At 72.2% G+C, this 20,062-nt stretch carries 19 protein-coding genes and 1 pseudogene; 8 read left to right on the plus strand and 12 right to left on the minus strand.

The window, feature by feature from the left end; genetic code table 11:
* Positions 1-86: 86 nt before the first annotated feature.
* From HUO13_RS30155 to HUO13_RS30180, 6 genes are all read right to left on the minus strand, one after another.
* Positions 87-1,511, minus strand: a complete 1,425-nt coding sequence (locus HUO13_RS30155) for a gamma-aminobutyraldehyde dehydrogenase (RefSeq protein WP_211898339.1) — start codon at positions 1,509-1,511, stop codon at positions 87-89.
* Positions 1,511-2,452, minus strand: coding sequence for an agmatinase (gene speB, locus HUO13_RS30160; RefSeq protein ID WP_211898340.1), 942 nt, complete (start codon positions 2,450-2,452; stop codon positions 1,511-1,513). The genes HUO13_RS30155 and speB overlap by 1 nt, the downstream gene beginning before the upstream one ends.
* Before the next feature lie 93 nt (positions 2,453-2,545).
* Positions 2,546-3,835, minus strand: coding sequence for a flavin monoamine oxidase family protein (locus tag HUO13_RS30165; protein ID WP_211898341.1), 1,290 nt, complete (start codon positions 3,833-3,835; stop codon positions 2,546-2,548).
* A 39-nt stretch (positions 3,836-3,874) separates the two neighbouring features.
* Positions 3,875-5,359 carry a purine-cytosine permease family protein gene (locus HUO13_RS30170; protein ID WP_211898342.1) on the minus strand — a complete coding sequence of 495 codons (1,485 nt, stop codon included), beginning with the start codon at positions 5,357-5,359 and terminating at the stop codon, positions 3,875-3,877.
* Between the two features lie 266 nt (positions 5,360-5,625).
* The gene (locus tag HUO13_RS30175) at positions 5,626-7,029 is read right to left on the minus strand and encodes a PucR family transcriptional regulator (RefSeq protein WP_211898343.1); all 1,404 of its coding nucleotides are present in this window, start codon (positions 7,027-7,029) and stop codon (positions 5,626-5,628) included.
* Between the two features lie 16 nt (positions 7,030-7,045).
* Positions 7,046-8,512 (minus strand): PucR family transcriptional regulator, encoded by a 1,467-nt coding sequence (locus tag HUO13_RS30180; protein WP_211898344.1) that lies wholly within the window; start codon positions 8,510-8,512, stop codon positions 7,046-7,048.
* Between the two features lie 128 nt (positions 8,513-8,640).
* Between HUO13_RS30180 and gabT the strand changes: the two genes are divergently transcribed.
* Positions 8,641-9,963 (plus strand): 4-aminobutyrate--2-oxoglutarate transaminase, encoded by a 1,323-nt coding sequence (gabT, locus tag HUO13_RS30185; RefSeq protein WP_211903263.1) that lies wholly within the window; start codon positions 8,641-8,643, stop codon positions 9,961-9,963.
* A 181-nt stretch (positions 9,964-10,144) separates the two neighbouring features.
* Here the strand turns inward: gabT and HUO13_RS30190 are convergent, their stop codons facing one another.
* Positions 10,145-10,501: an ArsC/Spx/MgsR family protein gene (locus tag HUO13_RS30190; protein WP_211898345.1), complete on the minus strand. Its 357-nt coding sequence runs from the start codon at positions 10,499-10,501 to the stop codon at positions 10,145-10,147.
* A gap of 151 nt (positions 10,502-10,652) precedes the next feature.
* Positions 10,653-10,955 (minus strand): annotated as a pseudogene (locus HUO13_RS30195) (transposase); the annotation flags it as partial.
* A gap of 83 nt (positions 10,956-11,038) precedes the next feature.
* Here HUO13_RS30195 and HUO13_RS30200 point away from each other — a divergent pair.
* Positions 11,039-11,539, plus strand: a complete 501-nt coding sequence (locus HUO13_RS30200) for a methylated-DNA--[protein]-cysteine S-methyltransferase (protein WP_211898346.1) — start codon at positions 11,039-11,041, stop codon at positions 11,537-11,539.
* Positions 11,539-12,174 (plus strand): DNA-3-methyladenine glycosylase I, encoded by a 636-nt coding sequence (locus HUO13_RS30205; RefSeq protein WP_211898347.1) that lies wholly within the window; start codon positions 11,539-11,541, stop codon positions 12,172-12,174. Before HUO13_RS30200 ends, HUO13_RS30205 begins: the two co-directional genes overlap by 1 nt.
* Before the next feature lie 25 nt (positions 12,175-12,199).
* Here the strand turns inward: HUO13_RS30205 and rlmN are convergent, their stop codons facing one another.
* A complete protein-coding gene (gene rlmN / locus HUO13_RS30210; protein WP_211898348.1) occupies positions 12,200-13,309 on the minus strand; it encodes a 23S rRNA (adenine(2503)-C(2))-methyltransferase RlmN in 1,110 nt (369 codons plus the stop codon).
* Positions 13,310-13,386: 77 nt separating this feature from the next.
* Here rlmN and HUO13_RS30215 point away from each other — a divergent pair, with 77 nt between their 5' ends.
* From HUO13_RS30215 to HUO13_RS30230, 4 genes are all read left to right on the plus strand, one after another.
* Positions 13,387-14,328, plus strand: a complete 942-nt coding sequence (locus tag HUO13_RS30215; protein ID WP_211898349.1) for a metal ABC transporter substrate-binding protein — start codon at positions 13,387-13,389, stop codon at positions 14,326-14,328.
* Complete coding sequence (locus HUO13_RS30220; protein WP_211898350.1) at positions 14,325-15,083, plus strand: metal ABC transporter ATP-binding protein; 759 nt, start codon at positions 14,325-14,327, stop codon at positions 15,081-15,083. The genes HUO13_RS30215 and HUO13_RS30220 overlap by 4 nt, the downstream gene beginning before the upstream one ends.
* 91 nt (positions 15,084-15,174) lie before the next feature.
* Positions 15,175-16,053 carry a metal ABC transporter permease gene (locus tag HUO13_RS30225; protein WP_282975072.1) on the plus strand — a complete coding sequence of 293 codons (879 nt, stop codon included), beginning with the start codon at positions 15,175-15,177 and terminating at the stop codon, positions 16,051-16,053.
* A gap of 114 nt (positions 16,054-16,167) precedes the next feature.
* On the plus strand, positions 16,168-16,842 hold the full coding sequence (locus HUO13_RS30230; RefSeq protein WP_432757868.1) for a metal-dependent transcriptional regulator: 675 nt from the start codon (positions 16,168-16,170) through the stop codon (positions 16,840-16,842).
* 13 nt (positions 16,843-16,855) lie between these two features.
* Here the strand turns inward: HUO13_RS30230 and HUO13_RS30235 are convergent, their stop codons facing one another.
* Entirely contained in the window at positions 16,856-17,326 is a 471-nt protein-coding gene (locus HUO13_RS30235; protein WP_211898352.1) for a hypothetical protein, read from the minus strand.
* A 354-nt stretch (positions 17,327-17,680) separates the two neighbouring features.
* Here HUO13_RS30235 and HUO13_RS30240 point away from each other — a divergent pair, with 354 nt between their 5' ends.
* On the plus strand, positions 17,681-18,445 hold the full coding sequence (locus tag HUO13_RS30240) for a VOC family protein (RefSeq protein ID WP_211898353.1): 765 nt from the start codon (positions 17,681-17,683) through the stop codon (positions 18,443-18,445).
* A gap of 18 nt (positions 18,446-18,463) precedes the next feature.
* On the opposite strand, the gene HUO13_RS30245 is transcribed toward HUO13_RS30240, so the two are convergent.
* The gene (locus tag HUO13_RS30245) at positions 18,464-19,195 is read right to left on the minus strand and encodes a class I SAM-dependent methyltransferase (protein WP_211903265.1); all 732 of its coding nucleotides are present in this window, start codon (positions 19,193-19,195) and stop codon (positions 18,464-18,466) included.
* The gene (locus HUO13_RS30250) at positions 19,195-20,040 is read right to left on the minus strand and encodes a phosphatidate cytidylyltransferase (protein WP_211898354.1); all 846 of its coding nucleotides are present in this window, start codon (positions 20,038-20,040) and stop codon (positions 19,195-19,197) included. The genes HUO13_RS30245 and HUO13_RS30250 overlap by 1 nt, the downstream gene beginning before the upstream one ends.
* Positions 20,041-20,062 lie beyond the last annotated feature (22 nt).

The raw sequence follows: 20,062 nt of genomic DNA on the forward strand, positions 1-20,062 counted from the left end.
TCGCCCCGTTGCCGGGGCCCAGGTGCCTTCCACCCGCGGGGGGCTCGGGCGGAAGGCACCCGGTGGGGACGCGCGGGGTCGGCGCGTCAGTCCAGTTTGTGCATCACGTGCTTGATGCGGGTGTAGTCCTCGAAGCCGTACTTGGACAGGTCCTTGCCGTACCCGGAGTGCTTGAAGCCCCCGTGCGGCATCTCGGCGGCCAGGACCATGTGGGTGTTGACCCACACGCAGCCGAAGTCGAGCCCGGCGGCGAAGCGCCCGGCGCGGCCGTGGTCGCGGGTCCACACGCTGGAGGCCAGCGCGTAGTCGACGCCGTTGGCCAGCCGCAGCGCCTCCTGGTCGTCCCGGAAGGTCTGCACGGTCAGGACCGGTCCGAAGATCTCCTCCTGGACCGCCTCGTCGCCCTGGTCCAGCCCGGCCACCACGGTCGGGGCGAAGAAGTAGCCCCGGTCCCCGACCCGCTTGCCGCCGGTGAGCACGCGCGCGTGCTCGGGCAGCCGTTCCACGACGCCCTGCACCCGGGCGAACTGGCCGGCGTTGTTCAGCGGCCCGAACGCGGCGTCGGCGTCCGACGGCGGCCCGCAGCGCAGCGCCTCGGCCTGCGCGACGAGCTTGCGGGTGAACTCCTCGGCCACCTCCTCGGCGACCAGGACGCGGGTCGCGGCGGTGCAGTCCTGCCCGCCGTTGAACAGGCCCGCGCCCGCGATGCCCTCGGCCGCGGCGTCCAGGTCGGCGTCGGCGAACACCAGCGCCGGAGCCTTGCCGCCGAGCTCCAGGTGCACGCGCTTGACGCCCTCGGCCGCCGCGGCGGCGACCTGCTGTCCGGCCCGGGTGGAGCCGGTGATCGACACCATCGCCGACACCGGGTGCCCCACCACGGCGCGTCCGGTGTCACGGTCGCCGCAGACGACGTTGAGCACGCCGGGCGGCAGCACCTCGGCGGCCAGCTCGCCGAGCAGCGACGCCGTGACCGGCGTGGTGTCGGCGGGCTTGAGCACGACGGTGCAGCCCGCGGCGATGGCCGGGGCGACCTTCCAGACGCCCATCATCAGCGGGTAGTTCCACGGGGCGACCTGGCCGACGACGCCGACCGGCTCGCGGCGCACGTAGGAGGTGTGGCCGTCGGCGTACTCACCGGCCGCCGTGCCCTCCAGGACACGGGCGGCCCCGGCGAAGAACCGGATCTGGTCGACGCACATGCCGACCTCCTCGACCCGGGTGGCCTCCACCGGCTTGCCGGTGTTCTGCACCTCCGCGGCGACGAAGTCCTCGGCGCGGCGCTCGAGCTCGTCGGCCAGGCGCAGCAGCAGCCGCTGCCGCTCGGCCGGAGTCGTGATCCGCCACGACTCGAAAGCCCGCTGCGCCGCCTGGTAGGCCGCGTCGACGTCCACATCGGACGACAGCGGCGCGGTGCCGAAGACCTCGCCGGTGCAGGGGTCGACGAGCTCGGTGGTGCGGCCGTCGGCGGCGCCCACGGCCCTGCCGTCGATGATGTTGGCAACGGTGCGCATCAGCGGCCTCCAGGCAGGATGCTCAGCATTTCGTACACGACGTGCGCCGCGGCGATCCCGGTGATCTCGGCGTGGTCGTAGGCGGGCGCGACCTCGACGAGGTCGGCGCCGACGATGTCGAGACCGTCGAGCCCCCGCAGGACCTCCAGCAGCTCGCGGCTGGACAGGCCGCCCGCCTCGGGCGTGCCGGTGCCCGGCGCGAAACCGGGGTCGAGGACGTCGATGTCCACCGACACGTACACCGGCCGGGAACCGAGCCGGGTGCGGATCCGGTTGATGATGTCGTCCAGCGGCGAGCGGGCGAAGTCGCGGCAGTGCACCGCGGCGAAGCCCATCTTCTCGCTCTCGTCGAGGTCGAGCTTGGAGTACAGCGGCCCCCGGATGCCGACGTGCATCGAGTGGTCGAAGTCGATGAGCCCTTCCTCGGCCGCGCGGCGGAACGGCGTGCCGTGCGTGTGAGGAGCGCCGAAGTAGGTGTCCCAGGTGTCGAGGTGCGCGTCGAAGTGCAGCACCGCGACCGGCCCGTGCCGCTCGTGCTGCACACGCAGCAGCGGCAGCGCGATGGTGTGGTCGCCGCCCACCGTGATCAGCGTCCGGCTCGTCCCGGACAGCTCGCGTGCCCCGTTCTCCACGGTGGCGATGGCCTCGCCGATGTCGAACGGGTTGACGCCCAGGTCACCGGCGTCGGCGACCTGCCTGCGTCCGAAGGGCATGGCGTCCAGCGCCGGGTTGTACGGGCGCAGCAGGCGCGAGCTCTGCCGCACGTGGTTGGGGCCGAACCGCGCGCCCGGCCGGTAGCTGACGCCGGTGTCGAACGGCACGCCCCACACCAGCGCGTCGGCTTCGGTCACGTCGGCCAGCCTGGGCAGGCGGGCGAAGGTGGTGTCGCCGCCGTAGCGGGGGACGCGGGTGGCGTCCACCGGGCCGATCGGGTCGTTCACTGCGTTTCCTCCTAGGTGGCTGCGGCCGCGGTGTCCCGCGCGGGGACTCGCCGGGTGCGGCCGCGGGCCACGTTGTGCTCGACGAACTTCGCGTTACCGCACGGCCAGGATCTCGGCCGCGCCGCGCTTGCCGGACTCGATCGCACCATCGATGAAGGTCCGCCAGCGTCGGGCGGTGTGGGAACCGGCGAAGTGCACGCGGCCCTCCGGCTCGCCCACGGCGACCTCGTACTTGGCGAACTGGCCGGCGCGGAAGGTCGACCAGAGGCCCTTGTTGTACTCGTCGTTGACCCAGTCGTGCGACTCCGCCCCCACGACCTCGGCCTCCGGGGCGAACTCGCGCACCGCGCGCTGCACGTCGGCCAGGTCGGTGGCGTCCACCCGGTCGTGCTCGGGGGCGAAGCAGACCAGCACCACGCCCTCCTCGGTGGTCTCCATCGCGCCGACGTAGTCGAAGCTGGTGCCCCAGCCGAACCCGCTGATGTCCTCGGGCACGTTGCGGGCCAGCGCCCAGACCTTCTGGCCCTGCCCGGCGTGGTTCTCCTTGGACATGGCCTGCTTGGCGGGCGACAGCTCCGGGGTGAACCGGATGTCCTGCCACACGCCGACCGCGGTGGTCATCAGCACCCGGTCGGCACGCACCTCGCCGCCGTCGTAGGTGACGGTGACGCCGTCGTCGTCGGCCTCCACCGACCGCACCGGGCTGGACAGCTCCAGGTCCGCCCCGCCGTCCTGGCGGATCGCCTCGGCCAGCGAGACGGTGCCGTTGACGAAGGTGTAGCCCAGCACGCTGGCCTGCACCATGCCCCACAGCGAGTTGTCCATCGAGGCCAGCCAGCGGATGACGTCCAGCGCCGAACCGGTTTCCTCGCTGGCGTTGGCGCAGCCGCAGAACCACGACATCAGCAGCTCGCGGGCGTTTCCGGTCAGGCCGACGTCGTCGGCCCACTGCCGGATCGGGACGTCGAGGTCCTCCAGGCCCTGCTCGGACAGCGGGCGCATCGGGTCCAGGCGCTCGCCCGCCTCGATCAGCGACCGCACGGCGTGCTCGAGCGCGCCGTACTCCTCCGGCGGCACCGGCAGCAGCGAGTCGAGCACCCTGCCGTGGTCGGACCAGGTCATCCGCTCGGGCAGCTCGCTGTCCTTGATCGGCACGTCGTAGCGCTGCACCTCGGCCCAGACGTGGGTCTGCTCCGGGACGATCCAGGTACCGCCCATCTCCAGGCCGAATCCGCCGAGGGCGCCGGGGCGGTACCAGGTGGAGCCGCCGATGCGGTCCCTGGCCTCCAGCACCAGCACGCTCTTGCCAGCTTCCCGCAGGTCACGCGCCGCGGTCAGGCCCGCGAAGCCCGCTCCGATGACGACGACGTCGTAGCGATCCATCTTGCTCTGCACTTCCTTGTTCCGGGGTCGGTTGCGGCTTCAGGCGCGCACGGCCTGGGCCTGGGTTTCGGGTTCGGTTCGGGTGGGCACCGGCTGCGGGCTGCCCAGCGACAGCAGCAGGTAGGCGACCGCGGTGGTCGCCGCGGCGAGCAGGAAGCTCAGGTCGATGCCGCGGGTCCACTCGATCAGCGGGCCCTTGAACAGGGCGGTGTCGACCGAGAGCAGGCCGACCGCGGAGCCGATCGCCCAGGCGACGGCGGCCCGCACGTTCCAGCCGGCGGTGTACCAGTAGATGCCGCCCCGCGAACGGCGGTTGTAGACCTGCAGCGCGTCGGGGTCGTAGTGGCCGCGGCAGCGCACGAAGCCGATCAGGGTGATCACCGCCCACGGCGTGCCGATGGCCGTCAGCAGCAGCACGAACGCGGTGACCGCGTCCTGGGCGTCCCAGACGAAGTAGCCGAGGAAGACCAGGACCGTCGACAGCGCCGAGGTCAGCACCGTGGCCTTCACCCGCGACAGCGGCGGCACGATCGCGTCCAGGTCCAGACCCATGCTGTAGACCAGGATGCCGGCGTTGCCGATGGTGCCGAACACGCCGTTGAGCAGCAGCGGGAGCAGGAACCACACCGGCGCGGCGGCCACCAGCGGGCCGACGTAGTCGTCGGCGGCCCGCGAGGCGAACGCGGTGAAGGTGCCGAAGAGCTGCGGGACCAGCAGCCCCATGACCATCCCTGCGACGGTGGCGGCGAAGATCTTCCCCGACGAGTAGCGCTTCGGGGAGATGTAGCGGCTGTAGTCGCCGAGCAGGGTGATGAAGGCCATCGGCCCGCTGAGACCGGCGGCGACGGTGGAAAGCGCCCACGTCGTCCAGAAGTCGCCCAGCAGGTAGCCGCTCTCGACGACCGGGCTGGTGCTGAACTGCCCGGAGTAGGCCAGCACACCTGCCGCCATCAGCACCAGCGTGCCCGCCGCGACCCACTTGCTCATGCTGGTCAGCAGCCGGTAGCCGTAGATCGCGATCAGCACCGACAGCACCGAGAGGACCCCGTAGGTGACGGTGTAGCTGACCCCGCCGTCGGGCAGGCCGAGCAGCCGGTGCAGCGGGCCGACGACGGCCGCGCCGCCGGTCCACACCGTCAGGGCGGCGTAGCCGAGCGAGAGCAGCAGGCCGATGACCGAGCCGATGAGCCTGCCGCGCACCCCGAAGGTGCCGCCGCTGCTGGTCGAGAGGTTGGTCCCGGTGCGGAACGAGACCAGCGACAGCGGCGCGACGAGCAGGGTGCCCAGCAGCGTGCCCGCGATCATCGAGGTCACGCTCGGCCAGAACTCCAGGCCGAACGAGGCGGGCAGCCAGCCGAAGATGACCACGCCCAGGCACATGTTGGAGCCCAGCAGGATGCCGACGATGTCGCGCGGGCGTCCGGTCCGGTCGGAGTCCGGGATGGTGTCGACGCCGTGCTTCTCGATGCCGGATCCGCGCGGCGCGGAATCGACGCCTGTCGGCGTCTGGGACTCCGGGGTCATCGGTGACCTCCTCGAGGGACTGGCCGGTGCGCCTGCACCAGGTCGGGCTTGCGTTCGCTCCGCGCGGCTCCAGCAAGAGTGGGGGCGGTCACTTCGAACGGGTAGGGGCCGATCCTCCGAAGTCCTCGGGCGGCGTTGGACGATCCCACAACGGGACCCACGGATCGTTCATCACTCGTTCGAGCCAATGAAGTCCCGTCGCAGGTCAGCACTCACGCGTGAGTCTTCTGGGGCGTTGTGGCGATCGAGAAGACGCGCGCGCGGTGTTACGACTGGCGGAGGGCGCGCAGCGCCAGGAAGAGGTCCACGCGGTCCGCGGTGCTCGACAGCGAGCGGCCGGTCAGCTCCTCGACGCGGCTCATCCGGTGCCGCAGCGTGTTGATGTGCACGTGCAGCCGCTGCGCGGACTCCTGCCAGCGGCATCCGGCGTCGAGGAAGACCCACAGCGACGGCAGCAGGTCGCCACCGCGCCGCTCGTCGTGGTCGAGCACCGGGCCGAGCAGCGCCCGCGAGGTCGACACCAGCAGCTCCGGGTCCTGCGCCGAGAGCAGCAGCGAGGGGCTGCTGAGCTGCTCGTGGGTCATCCATCCTCCGTCGGAGCGGCCCGACACCGCCTCGGCCGCGTGCGACGCCTGCAACAGGCTCACCCGCAGGTCACCCGCGGTTCCCGGCTTGCCCGCGCCGATGTGCGCGCCCAGCGCCTCGTGGACCCGCCGGGCCAGGGCCGCCGTGGTGTCGCGGACCCGTGCGAACGCCACTGCCTCTCCCCCGCGCTGCACCGCGACGCCGTCGCTGCCCAGCAGCTCCCCGAGCCGGACGGCGTCGACGTCGGGGTTCGCGCTGCGCACGACGACGGCCGCGAGCGGTCCGTCCGGCGGCAGGCCCAGCGAGTGCAGCCGGGTGCGGACCGTCTCGGGTCCCACGGCCCCGGTGTGCACCCACTCGAAGAGCTCCCACGCGTAGCGCAGCTCGGTGGCCCGCACCGCGCGGTTGCGTTCGATCTCCAGCGCGATGAACGGCATCGCCTGCACCACCGCGGCCTGCTGCTCGACGTCGAGCTCCTCCAGCGGACGCGGCAGCAGCAGCTCCGCCTCCGCCAGGCCCTCGCCGACCAGCGGCAACGGGTACTGCGGCCGCGGCTCCTCGCCCTCCACCAAGCCGCCGTCGACGCGCACCGCGACCGGCAGTCCGAGCTGACCGGACAGCGTGCGCAGCACGGTGTCGACGCCCCGCTGCACCCGCAGTGCCGCCACGATCGCGTCGTGCTGGCCGAGGTGCCGCCGCAGCGGCCGCTCCCACTCGGCCCGCTTCGTGCTCACGAAGGCCTCGACGACCTGCAGGAACGCCACGTCGACCGGCACCACGAAGCAGGTCAGGCCGTGCTCGCGGGCGGCGTCGACGAACTCGTCGGGCACCTGGAGCTCGGGCGGCACCGGGCCGAAGCCGACCGCCGCTACGTCGGCCTCCACCAGGTCGGCGACGAAGTCCCGCGCGGTGACCCCGGCGGCCCGCCACACGCCCGCGGTGAGCACGACCTCACCGCCGCGCAGGAACCGTCCGGGTGCGCGGACCTCGATGGTGTGCACCCAGCGGATCGGCCGCTGCGTGTTGCCGCGGACCCGCGTTTCGAGGGCCAGCTCCGGCTTGCCGAGGAGATCGTCGACCAGCACCGCGGCGTCCTTTCCGTCATCTGCCGGGGCGGTCGAGCACCTGCAGCGCCAGCCACAGCTCGGCGCGCACTCCCGGCTGGTCGAGGCTGCGACCCAGCAGGTCCTCGACCTTGCGCATGCGATTGCGCAGGGTATGCCGGTGCACCCCGAGCCGTCCCGCGGCGGGGTCCCACTGGCCGTGCTGGGCCAGCCACTCCCGCAGCGACTCCACCAGCACGTCGTTGGAGCGCACGGGCTGCAACAGCGCCTCCGCGAAGGCTCTCGCGTCGGAATCGGCGACCAGCCGCAACAGGCCGCCCCCTGCCAGCTCGCCGAAGCGCACCACCGCCGCGGCCCCGCCGCGACCGGCGGCGTCGGCCGCCTGCCACGCCTGGCGCAGCCCGTCGCCGAGCCCCGCCACCCCGCAGGGGTCCGACACCCCGATCCGCACCCCCTGCACTTCCGTCAGCCAGTCCGCGCCCGACTCCGCAGCGAGCGCGACCACCGCGCCGTCGTGCTCGGCGAGGAACATCGGGGAGCTCGGCTTCTCGGTCTCCAGCCACTGCAGGAGCTCGTCGGGGTCGCGGCCGCCGCGCAGCACGAGCACCCGCATCGGTTCCGGCGGCAGCTCGGCGTGCAGGTCGCCGAGCACGTCGCGCACCGGCTCACCGCGCAGCATCAGCCGCAGGAACCCCGAGCGCAGCCTGCGCCGGGCCGCCCCCAGCGCCTCGACCTGCTCCAGCGCCAGCGTCAGCAGCGAGGCGGCGGAGTTGATGACGTGGTGGTCGGTGGTGCCCAGCGGCTCGTCGCGGCCGACGACCAGGAACCCGCGGGCCCTGCCGCCCAGCGCCTGCATGCTGACCTCCTGGCCGGCCACCGACACCCCCGCCGCGGCGAGCCCCTTCTTGGCGCGCAGCCGGTCGACGTCGGCGGCCAGCTCGGGCAGCCGCGAGGCGGCCGAGGCGGGAGCGACGTGCATCAGCGCGCCCGCCGCGTCGAGCAGGAGCACCCAGGCGTCCAGCAGCGACGACAGCTTGCGCACGACCGCGGCCAGCCCGTGCGCGGTGCCCGCGGCCTGCGCCAGCTCGTGCTGCGCCCGGCTGGTGCGGCGCAGCCCGGCGTACTCCTCGGCCGCGATCGCCCGCGACACCGCCTTGCTGATCGCGATGAACGGCGTCCGCCTCGGCACCTCCAGCAGCGGCAGCCCAGCCCGCGCGGCGGCTTCCTCGAGCGCGGGCGGGACCCGCTCGTGGCTCAGGCCGACGCCGAAGCCGAGCCCGGCCACGCCCACGCCGGTCAGCCGGTCGACGAACTCCGCGCAGTTCTCCGGCCGGAGCGAGAGACCGGTCGTCAGCAGCAGCTCCCCGCCCTCCAGGAACGGGGTCGGGTCGTCCAGCTCGCTGCCGTGCACCCACGAGATCGGGCGCTCCAGCGCCTCGGCGCCGGCGTGCGCGACCAGTCCCAGAGCGCGGTCGGCAGCGAGCTCTCGCAAGGTCAACGGCATCGCAACCACCTGACAGAACGTTGAAACGGCGGCCGGGATCTAACCAAATTGTCCACTGCCGGTCGCAACCCGCACCCCGGAAAGTGGTCGCTGCCAAGACGTGAAGGAGGTCGCCAGTGACCACAACGATGTCCCTGCCCCAGGTCCGCGAGCTGCGCACGGAGATCCCGGGCCCGCTGTCGCGCGAGCTGCAACAGCGTCGCACCGCCGCGGTCGCCGCCGGCGTCTCCAGTGTGCTGCCGGTGTTCGTCACCGAGGCGGCCGGGGGCGTGCTGCGGGATGTCGACGGGAACTCGCTGATCGACCTCGGCTCCGGGATCGCGGTGACCAACGTCGGCAACGCCGCCCCTGAGGTCGTGGAGCCGGTGCGCAGGCAGGCGGGCGAGTTCACCCACACCTGCTTCATGGTCACGCCCTACGAGAACTACCTGCAGGTCTGCGAGGAGCTCGCCCAGCTCACGCCCGGCCACCACGACAAGCGCAGCGCGCTGTTCAACTCCGGTGCCGAGGCGGTGGAGAACGCGGTCAAGATCGCCCGCCGGGCCACCGGCAGGCAGGCGGTCGTGGTGTTCGACCACGCCTACCACGGCCGCACCAACCTCACGATGGCGCTGACCGCCAAGTCCAAGCCGTACAAGCACGGCTTCGGGCCGTTCGCGCCCGAGGTCTACCGGGTGCCGATGTCCTACCCGGCGCGCGACCAGCGCGGCGGCGCGGAGAGCGCCCGCGAGGCCGTCGACCGCATCGAGAAGCAGCTCGGCGCCGACACCGTGGCCGCGGTGCTGATCGAGCCGTTGCAGGGCGAGGGCGGCTTCATCGAGCCCGCGCCCGGTTTCCTGCCCGCGATCTCGAAGTGGTGCACCGACAACGGCGTGCTGTTCGTCGCCGACGAGATCCAGACCGGCTTCTGCCGCACCGGCGCCTGGTTCGCCTGCGACCACGAGAACGTGGTGCCGGACCTGATCACCACCGCCAAGGGCATCGCGGGCGGGCTGCCGCTGGCCGCGGTCACCGGTCGCGCCGAGCTGATGGACGCGCTGCCCCCGGGCAGCCTCGGCGGCACCTACGGCGGCAACCCGCTGGCCTGCGCCGCCGCGCTGGGCTCGATCCGGGCCATGCGCGAGCAGGACCTCGCCGCCGCGGCCCGAGGCGTGCAGGACGCGGTCATGCCGCGTCTGCGCAGCGCGGCCGAGTACACCGACCGGATCCTCGACGTCCGCGGCCGCGGCGCCATGATCGGCGTCGAGTTCGTCAAGGCGGGCGGCGACGAGCCCGACCCCGAGCTGACCTCGCGGATCGCGAAGACCTGCCACGAGAAGGGCGTCGTGGTGCTCACCTGCGGCACCTACGGCAACGTCATCCGGCTGCTGCCGCCGCTGGTGATCGGCCACGACCTGCTCGACGAAGGTCTGCGCGTCCTCCATGAAGCCATCGTCGAGCACACGCGCTGACCGCCGGGCCCGACTCGGAGACCGGGCCCGGGGACTCGCCGGGAGTCCTCGCGGCCCGCGCCGGGCCGGTCCCTGGTGCGAGCACCTCACCAGGGGCCGCCCGGACCTGGAAGCGCCCCTCGCCTCCCACGCCCGGGGGCGAGGGGCGTCCGGCGTTCCGGCACGTCCCGCGGTCCCCGGCTCAACGCAGCATCGACGCCACCGCGTCCGGGGTGCGGCCGACGACCGCGGTGCCGTCGTCGGCGGTGATGATCGGGCGCTGGATGAGCTCCGGGTTCGCCACGAGGGCCTGGATCCACCGTGGCCGCTCGGCGGGCGTCCGCTCCCAGGTGCCGATCTCCAGCCGCTTCGCCGTCTCCTCACCGGTCCTGGTGATGTCCCACGGCTCGAGCCCGAGCCGGTCCAGCACCTCGGCGAGCTCCCGCTCGTTCGGCGGGTCCTCCAGGTACTTGCGCACCGTGTAGTGCGCACCGGCCTCGTCCAGCAGCGACACCGCCGACCGGCACTTCGAACACGCCGGGTTGACCCAGATCTCCATGCGCCGCCACTCCTCCCTTGGCACCTCGACCGGCCGAGCCTAACCGTCGGTGCGCTCGGCTAGCGTCAGCGCGTCGCCGTCTCACGCTCGGCCCCGCCCGAACGTCTACCGGACGGAGGACACGAGGACCCGAGGAGTCTCAATGATCGTGTCAAGTCGCGTCGGTCTGGGGCGGTGGCGTGATCTGGAAGGTGCGGCCGTCGCGCAGCAGTGCCCAGATCACGTCGACCAGGCGGCGGGCGAGCGCGATCAATGCCTGGGTGTGCCGTTTCCCCTCGCCACGTTTGCGCTGGTAGAAGGAACGGGAGGGGCTGTCGGGGCGTTTGATGCTCGACAGCGCGGCGAGGTAGAACACCCGCCGCAGGCCGCGGTGGTAGCGCTTCGGGCGGTGCAGGTTGCCGCGGATGCGCCCGGAGTCGCGGGGGACGGGTGCGAGTCCTGCGTAGGCGGCCACGGCAAGACAACATCAGCCACACCCCGCCGCCCTGGGCATCCAGAACACCACGTCCTGAACACCAACGATCTTATGGAGACGACATGAGCACGGTGCACGCGGTGATCGACTCACCGGTCGGCGAACTGACCGCCGTCGCCACCGACGGCGCCCTGGTCGGCCTGTACTACGAGGACCATCGGCGAAAGCCCGGCGCCGAGAGCATGGGGCAGCGCGTGGACACCGGTTTCGAGGAGACCGAGCGCCAGCTCGGCGAGTACTTCGCCGGTGAGCGGACCACCTTCGACCTGCCGCTGGCCCCGCGCGGCGACGAGTTCCACCAGCGCGTCTGGGAGCTGCTCACCCGCATCCCCTACGGCGAGACGCGCACCTACGGCGACCTCGCGCGCGAACTGGGCGGCGTCGGCTACTCGCAGGCGGTCGGCGCGGCCAACGGCCGCAACCCGCTGTCGGTGATCGTGCCGTGCCACCGCGTCGTCGGCGCGGACGGCAAGCTCACCGGCTACGCCGGCGGCCTCGACCGCAAGCGGTTCCTGCTGGCGCTGGAGGAACCGTCCGAGGCGAAGGAGGGCAGGCTGTTCTGATGCCCGCCGATCAGGTGCCCGCCGACGACGAGCGCGCCGCGCCCTCCACCGGCGCGGTGATCTGCGCCGACGGCCTCGCCCGGCCGCCGTGGGCGGCGAGCGATCCGCTGCTGCGCGACTACTACGACACCGAGTGGGGCATGCCGGTGCGCGGCGAGCAGGCGCTATACGAGCGCATCAGCCTGGAGGCGTTCCAGGCCGGCCTGTCGTGGGCGACGATCCTGCGCAAGCGGCCCGCGTTCCGCAAGGCCTTCGACGACTTCGACCCCGAGGCGGTCGCCGCCTACACCGAGGCCGACGTCGAACGGCTGCTGGCCGACCCCGGGATCGTGCGCAACCGCCTGAAGGTCCGCGCGGCCGTCACCAACGCCCGGGCCACGCTCGCGCTGCGCGCCGAGGGCGGCCTCGACGCGTTCGTCTGGTCGTTCCGGCCGGAGACGACGCCTGCGCCGCGCACGATGACGGAGGTGCCCACGCGCTCCCCGGAGTCGGCCGCGCTGGCCAAGGCGCTGCGCCGCAAGGGGTTCGCTTTCGTCGGACCCACGACGATGTTCGCCCTGATGGAGGCGATCGGGATGGTCGACACCCACCTGGTCGGCAGCCACCGGCGCGGCACATCGGGCGTCTGGACCTGAGGCACCCACGCAGGCGAGCCGGGACCTACTCCTCGGCGGCGAGCTGGCCGCAGGCCGCAGCGATCTCCTGCCCGCGGGTGTCGCGCACTGTGCACGGCACACCCGCCTCGCGCACGCGGCGCACGAACTCGCGCTCGACCGGCTTGGGGCTGGCGTCCCACTTGCTGCCCGGCGTCGGGTTCAGCGGGATCAGGTTCACGTGCACGAACTGGCCGAGGTGCTTGTGCAGCAGCTTGCCGAGCAGGTCGGCCCGCCACGGCTGGTCGTTGATGTCGCGGATCAGGGCGTACTCGATCGACACCCGCCGCCCGGTGTGGTCGGCGTAGCCCCTGGCCGCCTGCAGGACCTCCTCGACCTTCCACCGGTTGTTGACCGGCACGAGGGTGTCCCGCAGCTCGTCGTCCGGGGTGTGCAGCGACACCGCGAGCGTGACGTGCAGGTCCTCCGCGGTCATCCGCTTGATGGCGGGCACCAGGCCGACCGTGGAGACCGTGACCGAGCGCTGCGACAGGCCCAGGCCCTCGGGCGCGGGATCGCAGATGCGGTGCACCGCGTTGATCACGCGCTTGTAGTTGGCCAGCGGCTCGCCCATCCCCATGAACACGACGTTGGACAGCCTGCCCGGCCCGCCGGGCACCTCGCCGTCGCGCATCATCGCCGCCGCGGAGCGGACCTGGTCGACGATCTCGGCGGTGGACAGGTTGCGCTGCAGGCCGCCCTGGCCGGTCGCGCAGAACGGGCACGCCATCCCGCAGCCCGCCTGGCTGGAGATGCAGACCGTGGCGCGGTCCGGGTAGCGCATCAGCACGCTCTCCAGCAGCGTGCCGTCGTGGGCGCGCCACAGGGTCTTGCGGGTCGTGCCCTCGTCGGTGTCGACGTTGCGGACCGGTGTGAGCAGCGTCGGCAGCAGGTCGGCGCCGAGCTTGGCGCGGCTGCCCGCCGGGATGTCGGTCATCGACTCCACGTCGGCGTTGAGGCGGCCGAAGTAGTGGTGCGCGAGCTGGCGGGCCCGGAACGGCTTCTCGCCCAGCTCGGTGACGGCCGCGCGCCGCTCGTCGGCCGAGAGGTCGGCGAGGTGCCGGGGCGGCATGCCGCGGCGGGGCGCGTCGAAGACAAGCGGCAGGGATGCAGACATAGCGCCGTCCAGTGTCCCATGTCCCGCTTCGATCACACCCCTTGGTGGCCGGCAACGCACCTAGTACAGTTTTCGTCGTGGCGAAAACTCGGGCATCAGGTCACCGAAACACGTTCGTCGCCCTGACGTGCGCACTGGCGCTCGCGGTGACGGCCACGGCGTGCGGCACCGTCGCGGGCGCGCCGGCCGACGACGGGCGCAAGCACGTCGTCACGACCTTCACCGTGATCGCCGACATGACCCGCAACATCGCCGGGGACAAGGTCGTGGTCGAGTCGATCACCAAGCCGGGCACCGAGATCCACGAGTACGAACCCACGCCCAGCGACCTGCTCAAGGGGGCCAAGGCCGATCTGGTCCTGGACAACGGGCTCGGTCTGGAACGCTGGTTCGACCGGTTCGTGCAGCGCAGCGAGGCCCGCCACGTCACGCTCACCAGCGGCGTCGAGCCGATGCCGATCCGCAGCGGCCAGTACGGCGGCAAGGCCAACCCGCACGCGTGGATGTCTCCGCGCAACGCCGCCGTCTACGTCACCAACATCCGCGACGCGCTCTCCCAGCTCGACCCCGCCAACGCCGCCACCTTCCACGCCAACGCCGACACCTACCTGCGCCGCATCGGCGAGATCGACCAGTACCTGCGCGCGGAGCTGGCCCGGCTGCCCGGACACCACCGTGCGCTGGTCACCTGCGAGGGCGCGTTCTCCTACCTGGCGCGCGACGCGGGTCTGCGCGAGGCCTACCTGTGGCCGGTCAACAGCGACGAGGAAGGCACCCCGCAGCAGATCAAGGACACCACCCGCTTCGTCCGCGACAACCGCGTGCCCGCTGTGTTCTGCGAGTCGACGGTCAACGACAAGGCCCAGCGGCAGGTGGCCGCCGAGACCGGTGCCCGGATGGGCGAGAAGCTCTACGTCGACTCGCTGTCCGAACCCGGCGGCCCGGTCCCCACCTACCTCGACCTGCTGCGCCACGACGCCGAGAGCATCGTGGCCGGGCTGACCGGAGGTTCGCGATGAGCGGCGGGATCAGCGCGCACGGCGTCACCGTCCACTACGGCGAGACGCTGGCACTGGACGACGTCACCGTCGACGTGCCCGCCGGGCAGGTCTGCGGGCTGCTGGGCATGAACGGGTCCGGCAAGTCGACGCTGTTCAAGGCCCTGATGGGCCTGGTGCGACCGGACCACGGCACGATCCGGCTGCTCGGGCGCTCGCCCCGGCAGGCCCGCCGGGAGGGACTGATCGCCTACGTCCCGCAGTCCGAGGCCGTCGACTGGACGTTCCCCGTGACCGTCGCCGACGTCGTGATGATGGGCCGCTACGGCCACCTCGGCCTCACCCGCAGGCCCCGCGCGGCCGACCGGGCCGCGGTCGCGACGGCTCTGGAACGGGTCGGTCTCACCGACCTGGCCGGCAACCCGATCGGCGCTCTCTCCGGCGGGCAGCGCAAGCGGGCCTTCGTCGCCAGGGGGATCGCCCAGGACGCCCGGCTGCTGTTCCTCGACGAGCCGTTCGCCGGGGTCGACAAGAGGTCGGAGGCGACCATCGCCGAGCTGCTGCGGGCGCTGCGCGGCGAGGGGCGCACGATCATGATCTCCACCCACGACCTCGCCAGCGTGCCCGCGCTGTGCGATGAGGCCGTCCTGATCCAGCAGCGGGTGATCGCACACGGCCCGCTCGACGAGGTGCTCGCGCCGGAGACCCTCGCCCGCACCTTCGGTGCCGAGGTGGCCGCCGCCAGGCCCCGCGACGACGCGGGAGGCGGCCGGTGAGCGCCCCGCCACACAGTAGGCCGCCGAGGTGGCGGTCGATGGACGCACCGGCGCGCGGCAGGCGGTCGATGGACGAACGGGGAGGAGCGCGGTGAACGACGTGGTGCAGTGGATCGTCGAGCCCCTGCAGTTCGGGTTCATGCAACGGGCCCTGCTGATCAGCGTCGTCGCCGGCCTCGTGTGCGCGGTGCTGTCGTGCTGGGTGACGCTCATCGGCTGGTCGCTGCTCGGCGACGCGGTCTCGCACGCCGTGCTGCCCGGGGTCGTGCTCGCCTACGTGTTCTCGGTGCCGTTCTCGGCGGGCGCGTTCCTCTTCGGCAGCCTGGCCGTGGGCCTGATCGCCGCCGTGCGGTCCACGACCAGGCTCAAGGGCGACGCGGCGATCGGCGTGGTGTTCACCGGCCTGTTCGCGCTCGGGCTGGTGCTGGTCTCGCGGATCCCGAGCCAGGTCGACCTCAACCACATCCTGTTCGGCAACGTCCTGGGCGTCTCCGACAACGACATCGTCCAGGTGCTGGTCATCGCGGGCCTGGTGCTCACCGTCGCGCTGCTCAAGCGGCGCGACCTCACCCTCTACGCCTTCGACCCCACCCACGCCCACGCCATCGGCCTCAACCCGCGGCGCATCGCCGCGCTGCTGCTGACGATGCTCGCGCTGACCGTGGTCGTGGCGTTGCAGGCGGTCGGGGTCATCCTGGTGACCGCGATGCTCATCACGCCCGGGGCGACCGCGTTCCTGCTGACCCGCCGGTTCTCGCGGATGCTCGCCGTGGCCGCCGCGCTCTCGGTGTTCAGCGGCGTGCTGGGGACCTACCTCAGCTTCCACATCGACACCTCGACCGGCGGGATGATCGTGCTCTGCCAGGCATGCCTGTTCGCCGTGGTCTACCTGGCCGCGCCCGGCCAAGGCCTCGTGGCCGAGGCGCTGCGCCGGCGTCGCAGGCGCGCCGCGCGGGCCGCCGCGGTATAGGACACCCGCCAGGTTCGGCCCGACCGGTGGTACGACGCCCCGACACGACCCGTTCATCAACGGGCACGCATCGGTTGCGGCGTCCACGGCTCTATCGTTGAGACCATGACAAGCATGGCCGAGCGTCCGTCGTCCTCCGTCGAGGACTACGTCCGGGCGATCTACGGGCTCAGCGAGCGCGGCGTGCCCGTCACGAACGCGACCCTGACCCAGCGCCTCGGGCTCAGCCCGTCCTCGGTCTCGGGCATGATCAACAAACTCGCCCAGCTCGGCCTGGTCACCCACGTCCGCTACCGCAGCGTCGAACTCACCCCGGAGGGCCGGCGGCTGGCCTACGACGTGCTGCGCAGGCACCGCCTGATCGAGCTGTTCCTGGTGGAGGAGCTGGACTACACCTGGGACGAGGTGCACCGCGAGGCCGACGCGCTGGAGCACGCGGTATCCGACGAGCTCGTCGAGCACATCGCCGCCAAGCTCGGCCACCCCACCCATGACCCGCACGGCGATCCGATCCCCACCGCCGACGGCGTGGTCGAGAAGCCGGCGACCAAGCTGCTCGACCAGGTCGAGCCCGGCACCGTCGGCACCGTCGCCCGAGTCTGGGACACCGACTCGGAGCTGCTGCGCTACCTCACCGACCACCACATCACGCTGGGCACCCGCATCGAGATCGTCGAGCGCAAGCCGTTCGGCGGGCCGCTGGTGGTGCGGGTCGGCGAGCCGCCGGAAGCCCAGACGCACTTCCTCGGGGACGAGATCGCCGCGGCGCTGTCGATCGCCGTCAGGTGACGCCTGTGCGGCTTCAGGAGGCGTTCTGCCTGCGCAGCAGGCGGGCCGCGCCCATCGCCGGCCGGGAGTTCACCACCGGCGGCGTGGACTGCTGCGACTCCGGCTTCTCCTCGCCGTAGATCTGGTCGGTCACCAGCCGCCCGTGCAACTCGTCGGTGCGGTGCGCGCCGAGCACGGCCAGCAGCAGGTCGAAACGGCTGTCGGTGAGGACGACGGCGACGTAGCCGAACCCGACCAGCCCGCCCAGGACCAGCGTCGCGACCCACCAGACCGAGACGCCCTGCGCGAGGAACATCACCGCGAGGGCCAGCGCCAGCCCGGATGTGAACGCCACTCCCCGGGCCACCGTCACCTGGGTGAGCAGCGACCGGAAAGCCGGGTACTGCTGGCAGAGCTGGCGGACGATGCGGGCGCGCTCCCGCCGGTCCATCTGGGCAACCTGGCTCAGGCCCGCGGTCACCGGCTTCGCGGCGCGGTCGGCCATGGCTGCTCCTGTTGCCCGTCTGCGTTGCCTTTGCAAGTCCTCGGGTGTAACGCGCACACCCTGAGTGACCGATATAAGTCGATCACGGCTCGCGCCGAGTATCAAGGCGTCATTCGGGGGCGTTCACGTTGCGGAAAAAGCACCGAAGAGTAACTTCGCAGGCCGCCTGTGGTCGCCTTGATACGCCACCCGGTTCTCGTTCGGGCGGTAGCAGCGGCGCCGGCCTGCCGACGATCACGGTACGTGTCACCGATCACTCAGCGCTACCGGCCCCTGGAGTGGTTTCGACGGGTGCCGACCGCCGGTTGCCAGCACCATTGGGGCGTCGTATCCCGTCCGGAACCGGGAGGCGCAATGCCCAGTGCAGTTGGCTCACCCGCCTGGGTGGACCTGGCCACGACCGACCCCGGCAACGCCCGGGACTTCTACACCGGCCTGTTCGGCTGGACGTGGCGCCGGCAGCCCGACTACAGCGTCGCGTTCGCGGCGAAGACACCTGTGGCGGGCATCCTGGAGCCCGTCGCGGAGATGCCCACGGTCTGGACGCTGTACCTGGAGTGCGGGTCCGTGCAGCGCGCCGCCGACCACGTCCACGCGCTGGGCGGGCAGGTGCTCATCCCGCCGACCGAGACCCCGGCCGACGAGACCTTCCTGGTCGCCCGGGACCCCTCCGGCGCCGTGGTCGGGCTGTGGCAGGCGCCGCCTGGCGCGACCTTCGGACGCGACCACGCGGGGATGCTGTGCTGGGCCGAGCTGCACACCCGCGACGCGTCCTCGGCCGACCCCTTCTACGCCGACCTGCTGGGCTACCGCCAGGAGCAGATCGGCGAACCGGGCGGCGAGTTCGACTACACCGTCTGGTACGTCGACGACATGCCGACCGCGGGGCGCTTCGACGCCTCGGCGGCCCTGCCCACGGACCTGCCGCCGCACTGGCAGCTCTACTTCCAGGTGAACCCGGACCAGGACACCGACAGCGCGGTCGAGCGGGCCGTGGTCCTCGGCGGCAAGGTGCTGCGCGAACCGTCGGACTCCCCGCACGGCAGGCTCGCCCAGTTGCAGGACGTCGTGGGGGCGCCGTTCTTCGTCATCGACACCGCGCTGCGCACCGGCGAGTGAGCGGGACCGCGAGCCCGCTCAGACCCGCAGGAGGCCGGTGGGCTTGGTGCGCACCCGCAGCCGGTAGCCGACCTCGACAGTGGTGCCCGGGGTCTCCCGCACCGCCCGCCGGGCCACCTTCGCCGAGAACTCGATGCCGAGCACCGCTTCGAGCTGCGCGCGCCCGGCGAAGCGCCACACCGTGTCCACCGAACGGCTGGTGAAGCCGTGGCGCTCGAAGAACGCCTCAACCTCGCCCGCGTCCAGGTGCGGGGTGTCGGCGCGCATCCAGTCGCCGTAGGGCGAGCAGGCGAGGTCCAGGTCGACGATCGCGAGCGTCCCACCAGGCCGCAGCACGCGCTCGGCCTCCGCCAGCCCCGGCTCGCAACCCGGTCCGAAGAAGTAAGCGGTGCGCGCGTGCACCAGATCCGCGCTGGCGTCGGCCAGCGGCAACCGCTGAGCGGGCGCGATCCGCACGTCGGCGCCCGCCACGCCCGCCAGCCGCTCCCGCGCCCGCCGCGCCAGCGGCGGATGCGGCTCAACGCCGATCGCGCTGCGCGCGGACCCGGCGAACAGAGCCAGGTGGAAGCCGTCCCCGCAGCCGACGTCGACCACGTCCCGGCCAGTCCAGTCGCACCGCTCGCGCAGCGCGCTCCACAGCGCCCCCGTCGAGTCCTGGGCGCGGTTCTCGACCTCGTAGACCTCCGGCCAGTGCCAGATGTTCGGGCTGGGCGTGACCTCCGCGCGAGGCCGCGAGCGCCAGGTCCGCATCACACCGGGAGCAGCCAGAACAGCATCAGCCACGCCACCACCGCCGACGGCAGCAGCGAGTCCATCCGGTCCATCAGCCCGCCGTGGCCGGGCAGCAGGTTGCCCATGTCCTTGATACCGAGGTCGCGCTTGATCAGCGACTCCATCAGGTCGCCCAGCGTCGCGCTGCACACCAGCGCAGCGCCGAACAGCGCACCCTGCCACCACTGCCCGTCGAGCAGCAGCCAGACCGACAGCGCCCCGGCGACCACCCCGGCCAGCATCGAGCCGCCGAAGCCCTCCCAGGACTTCTTCGGGCTCACCTTCGGAGCCATCGGGTGCTTGCCGAGCAGGACGCCGAACGCGTAGCCACCGGTGTCGGAGGCGACCACGCCGATCATGAAGCACAACGCGCGGAAGGCCCCGTCCTCAGGACGCACCAGCATCGCCGCGAACGCGGCGAACATCGGCACGTAGGCGGCGGTGAACACCGAGGCCGTCGCGTCGCGCACGTAGCCGTCGACTCCGTCGCGGAACCGCCACGCCAGGCAGCCCAGCGTCGTGATGGCGAACCCGACCAGCAGTCCCCGTAGGCCGAACGGCCAGGACAACCACACCATCAGCTGACCGCCGAGCAGGACCGGCGGCAGCGAGACCCGGATGCCCGCACCGCGCCGCAACGCCCCCGCCAGCTCCACCGTCGAGACCGCGACCGCGGCCGCGACGACCCCGATGAACAGGAACCGCAGCATCAGCAGCGAGAAGATGATCGCAGCCCCGAGCACGAGCCCGACCGCGATCGCCGCACGAAGATCACGTCCGGCCCTGGAGGGACGCGAAGGCGGGTCCGGAGCTTCAGCGGGCATCCCGGACTCACCTTCGCACTGG

The organism is Saccharopolyspora erythraea (assembly GCF_018141105.1).
GTDB classification, from domain to species: domain Bacteria; phylum Actinomycetota; class Actinomycetes; order Mycobacteriales; family Pseudonocardiaceae; genus Saccharopolyspora_D; species Saccharopolyspora_D erythraea_A.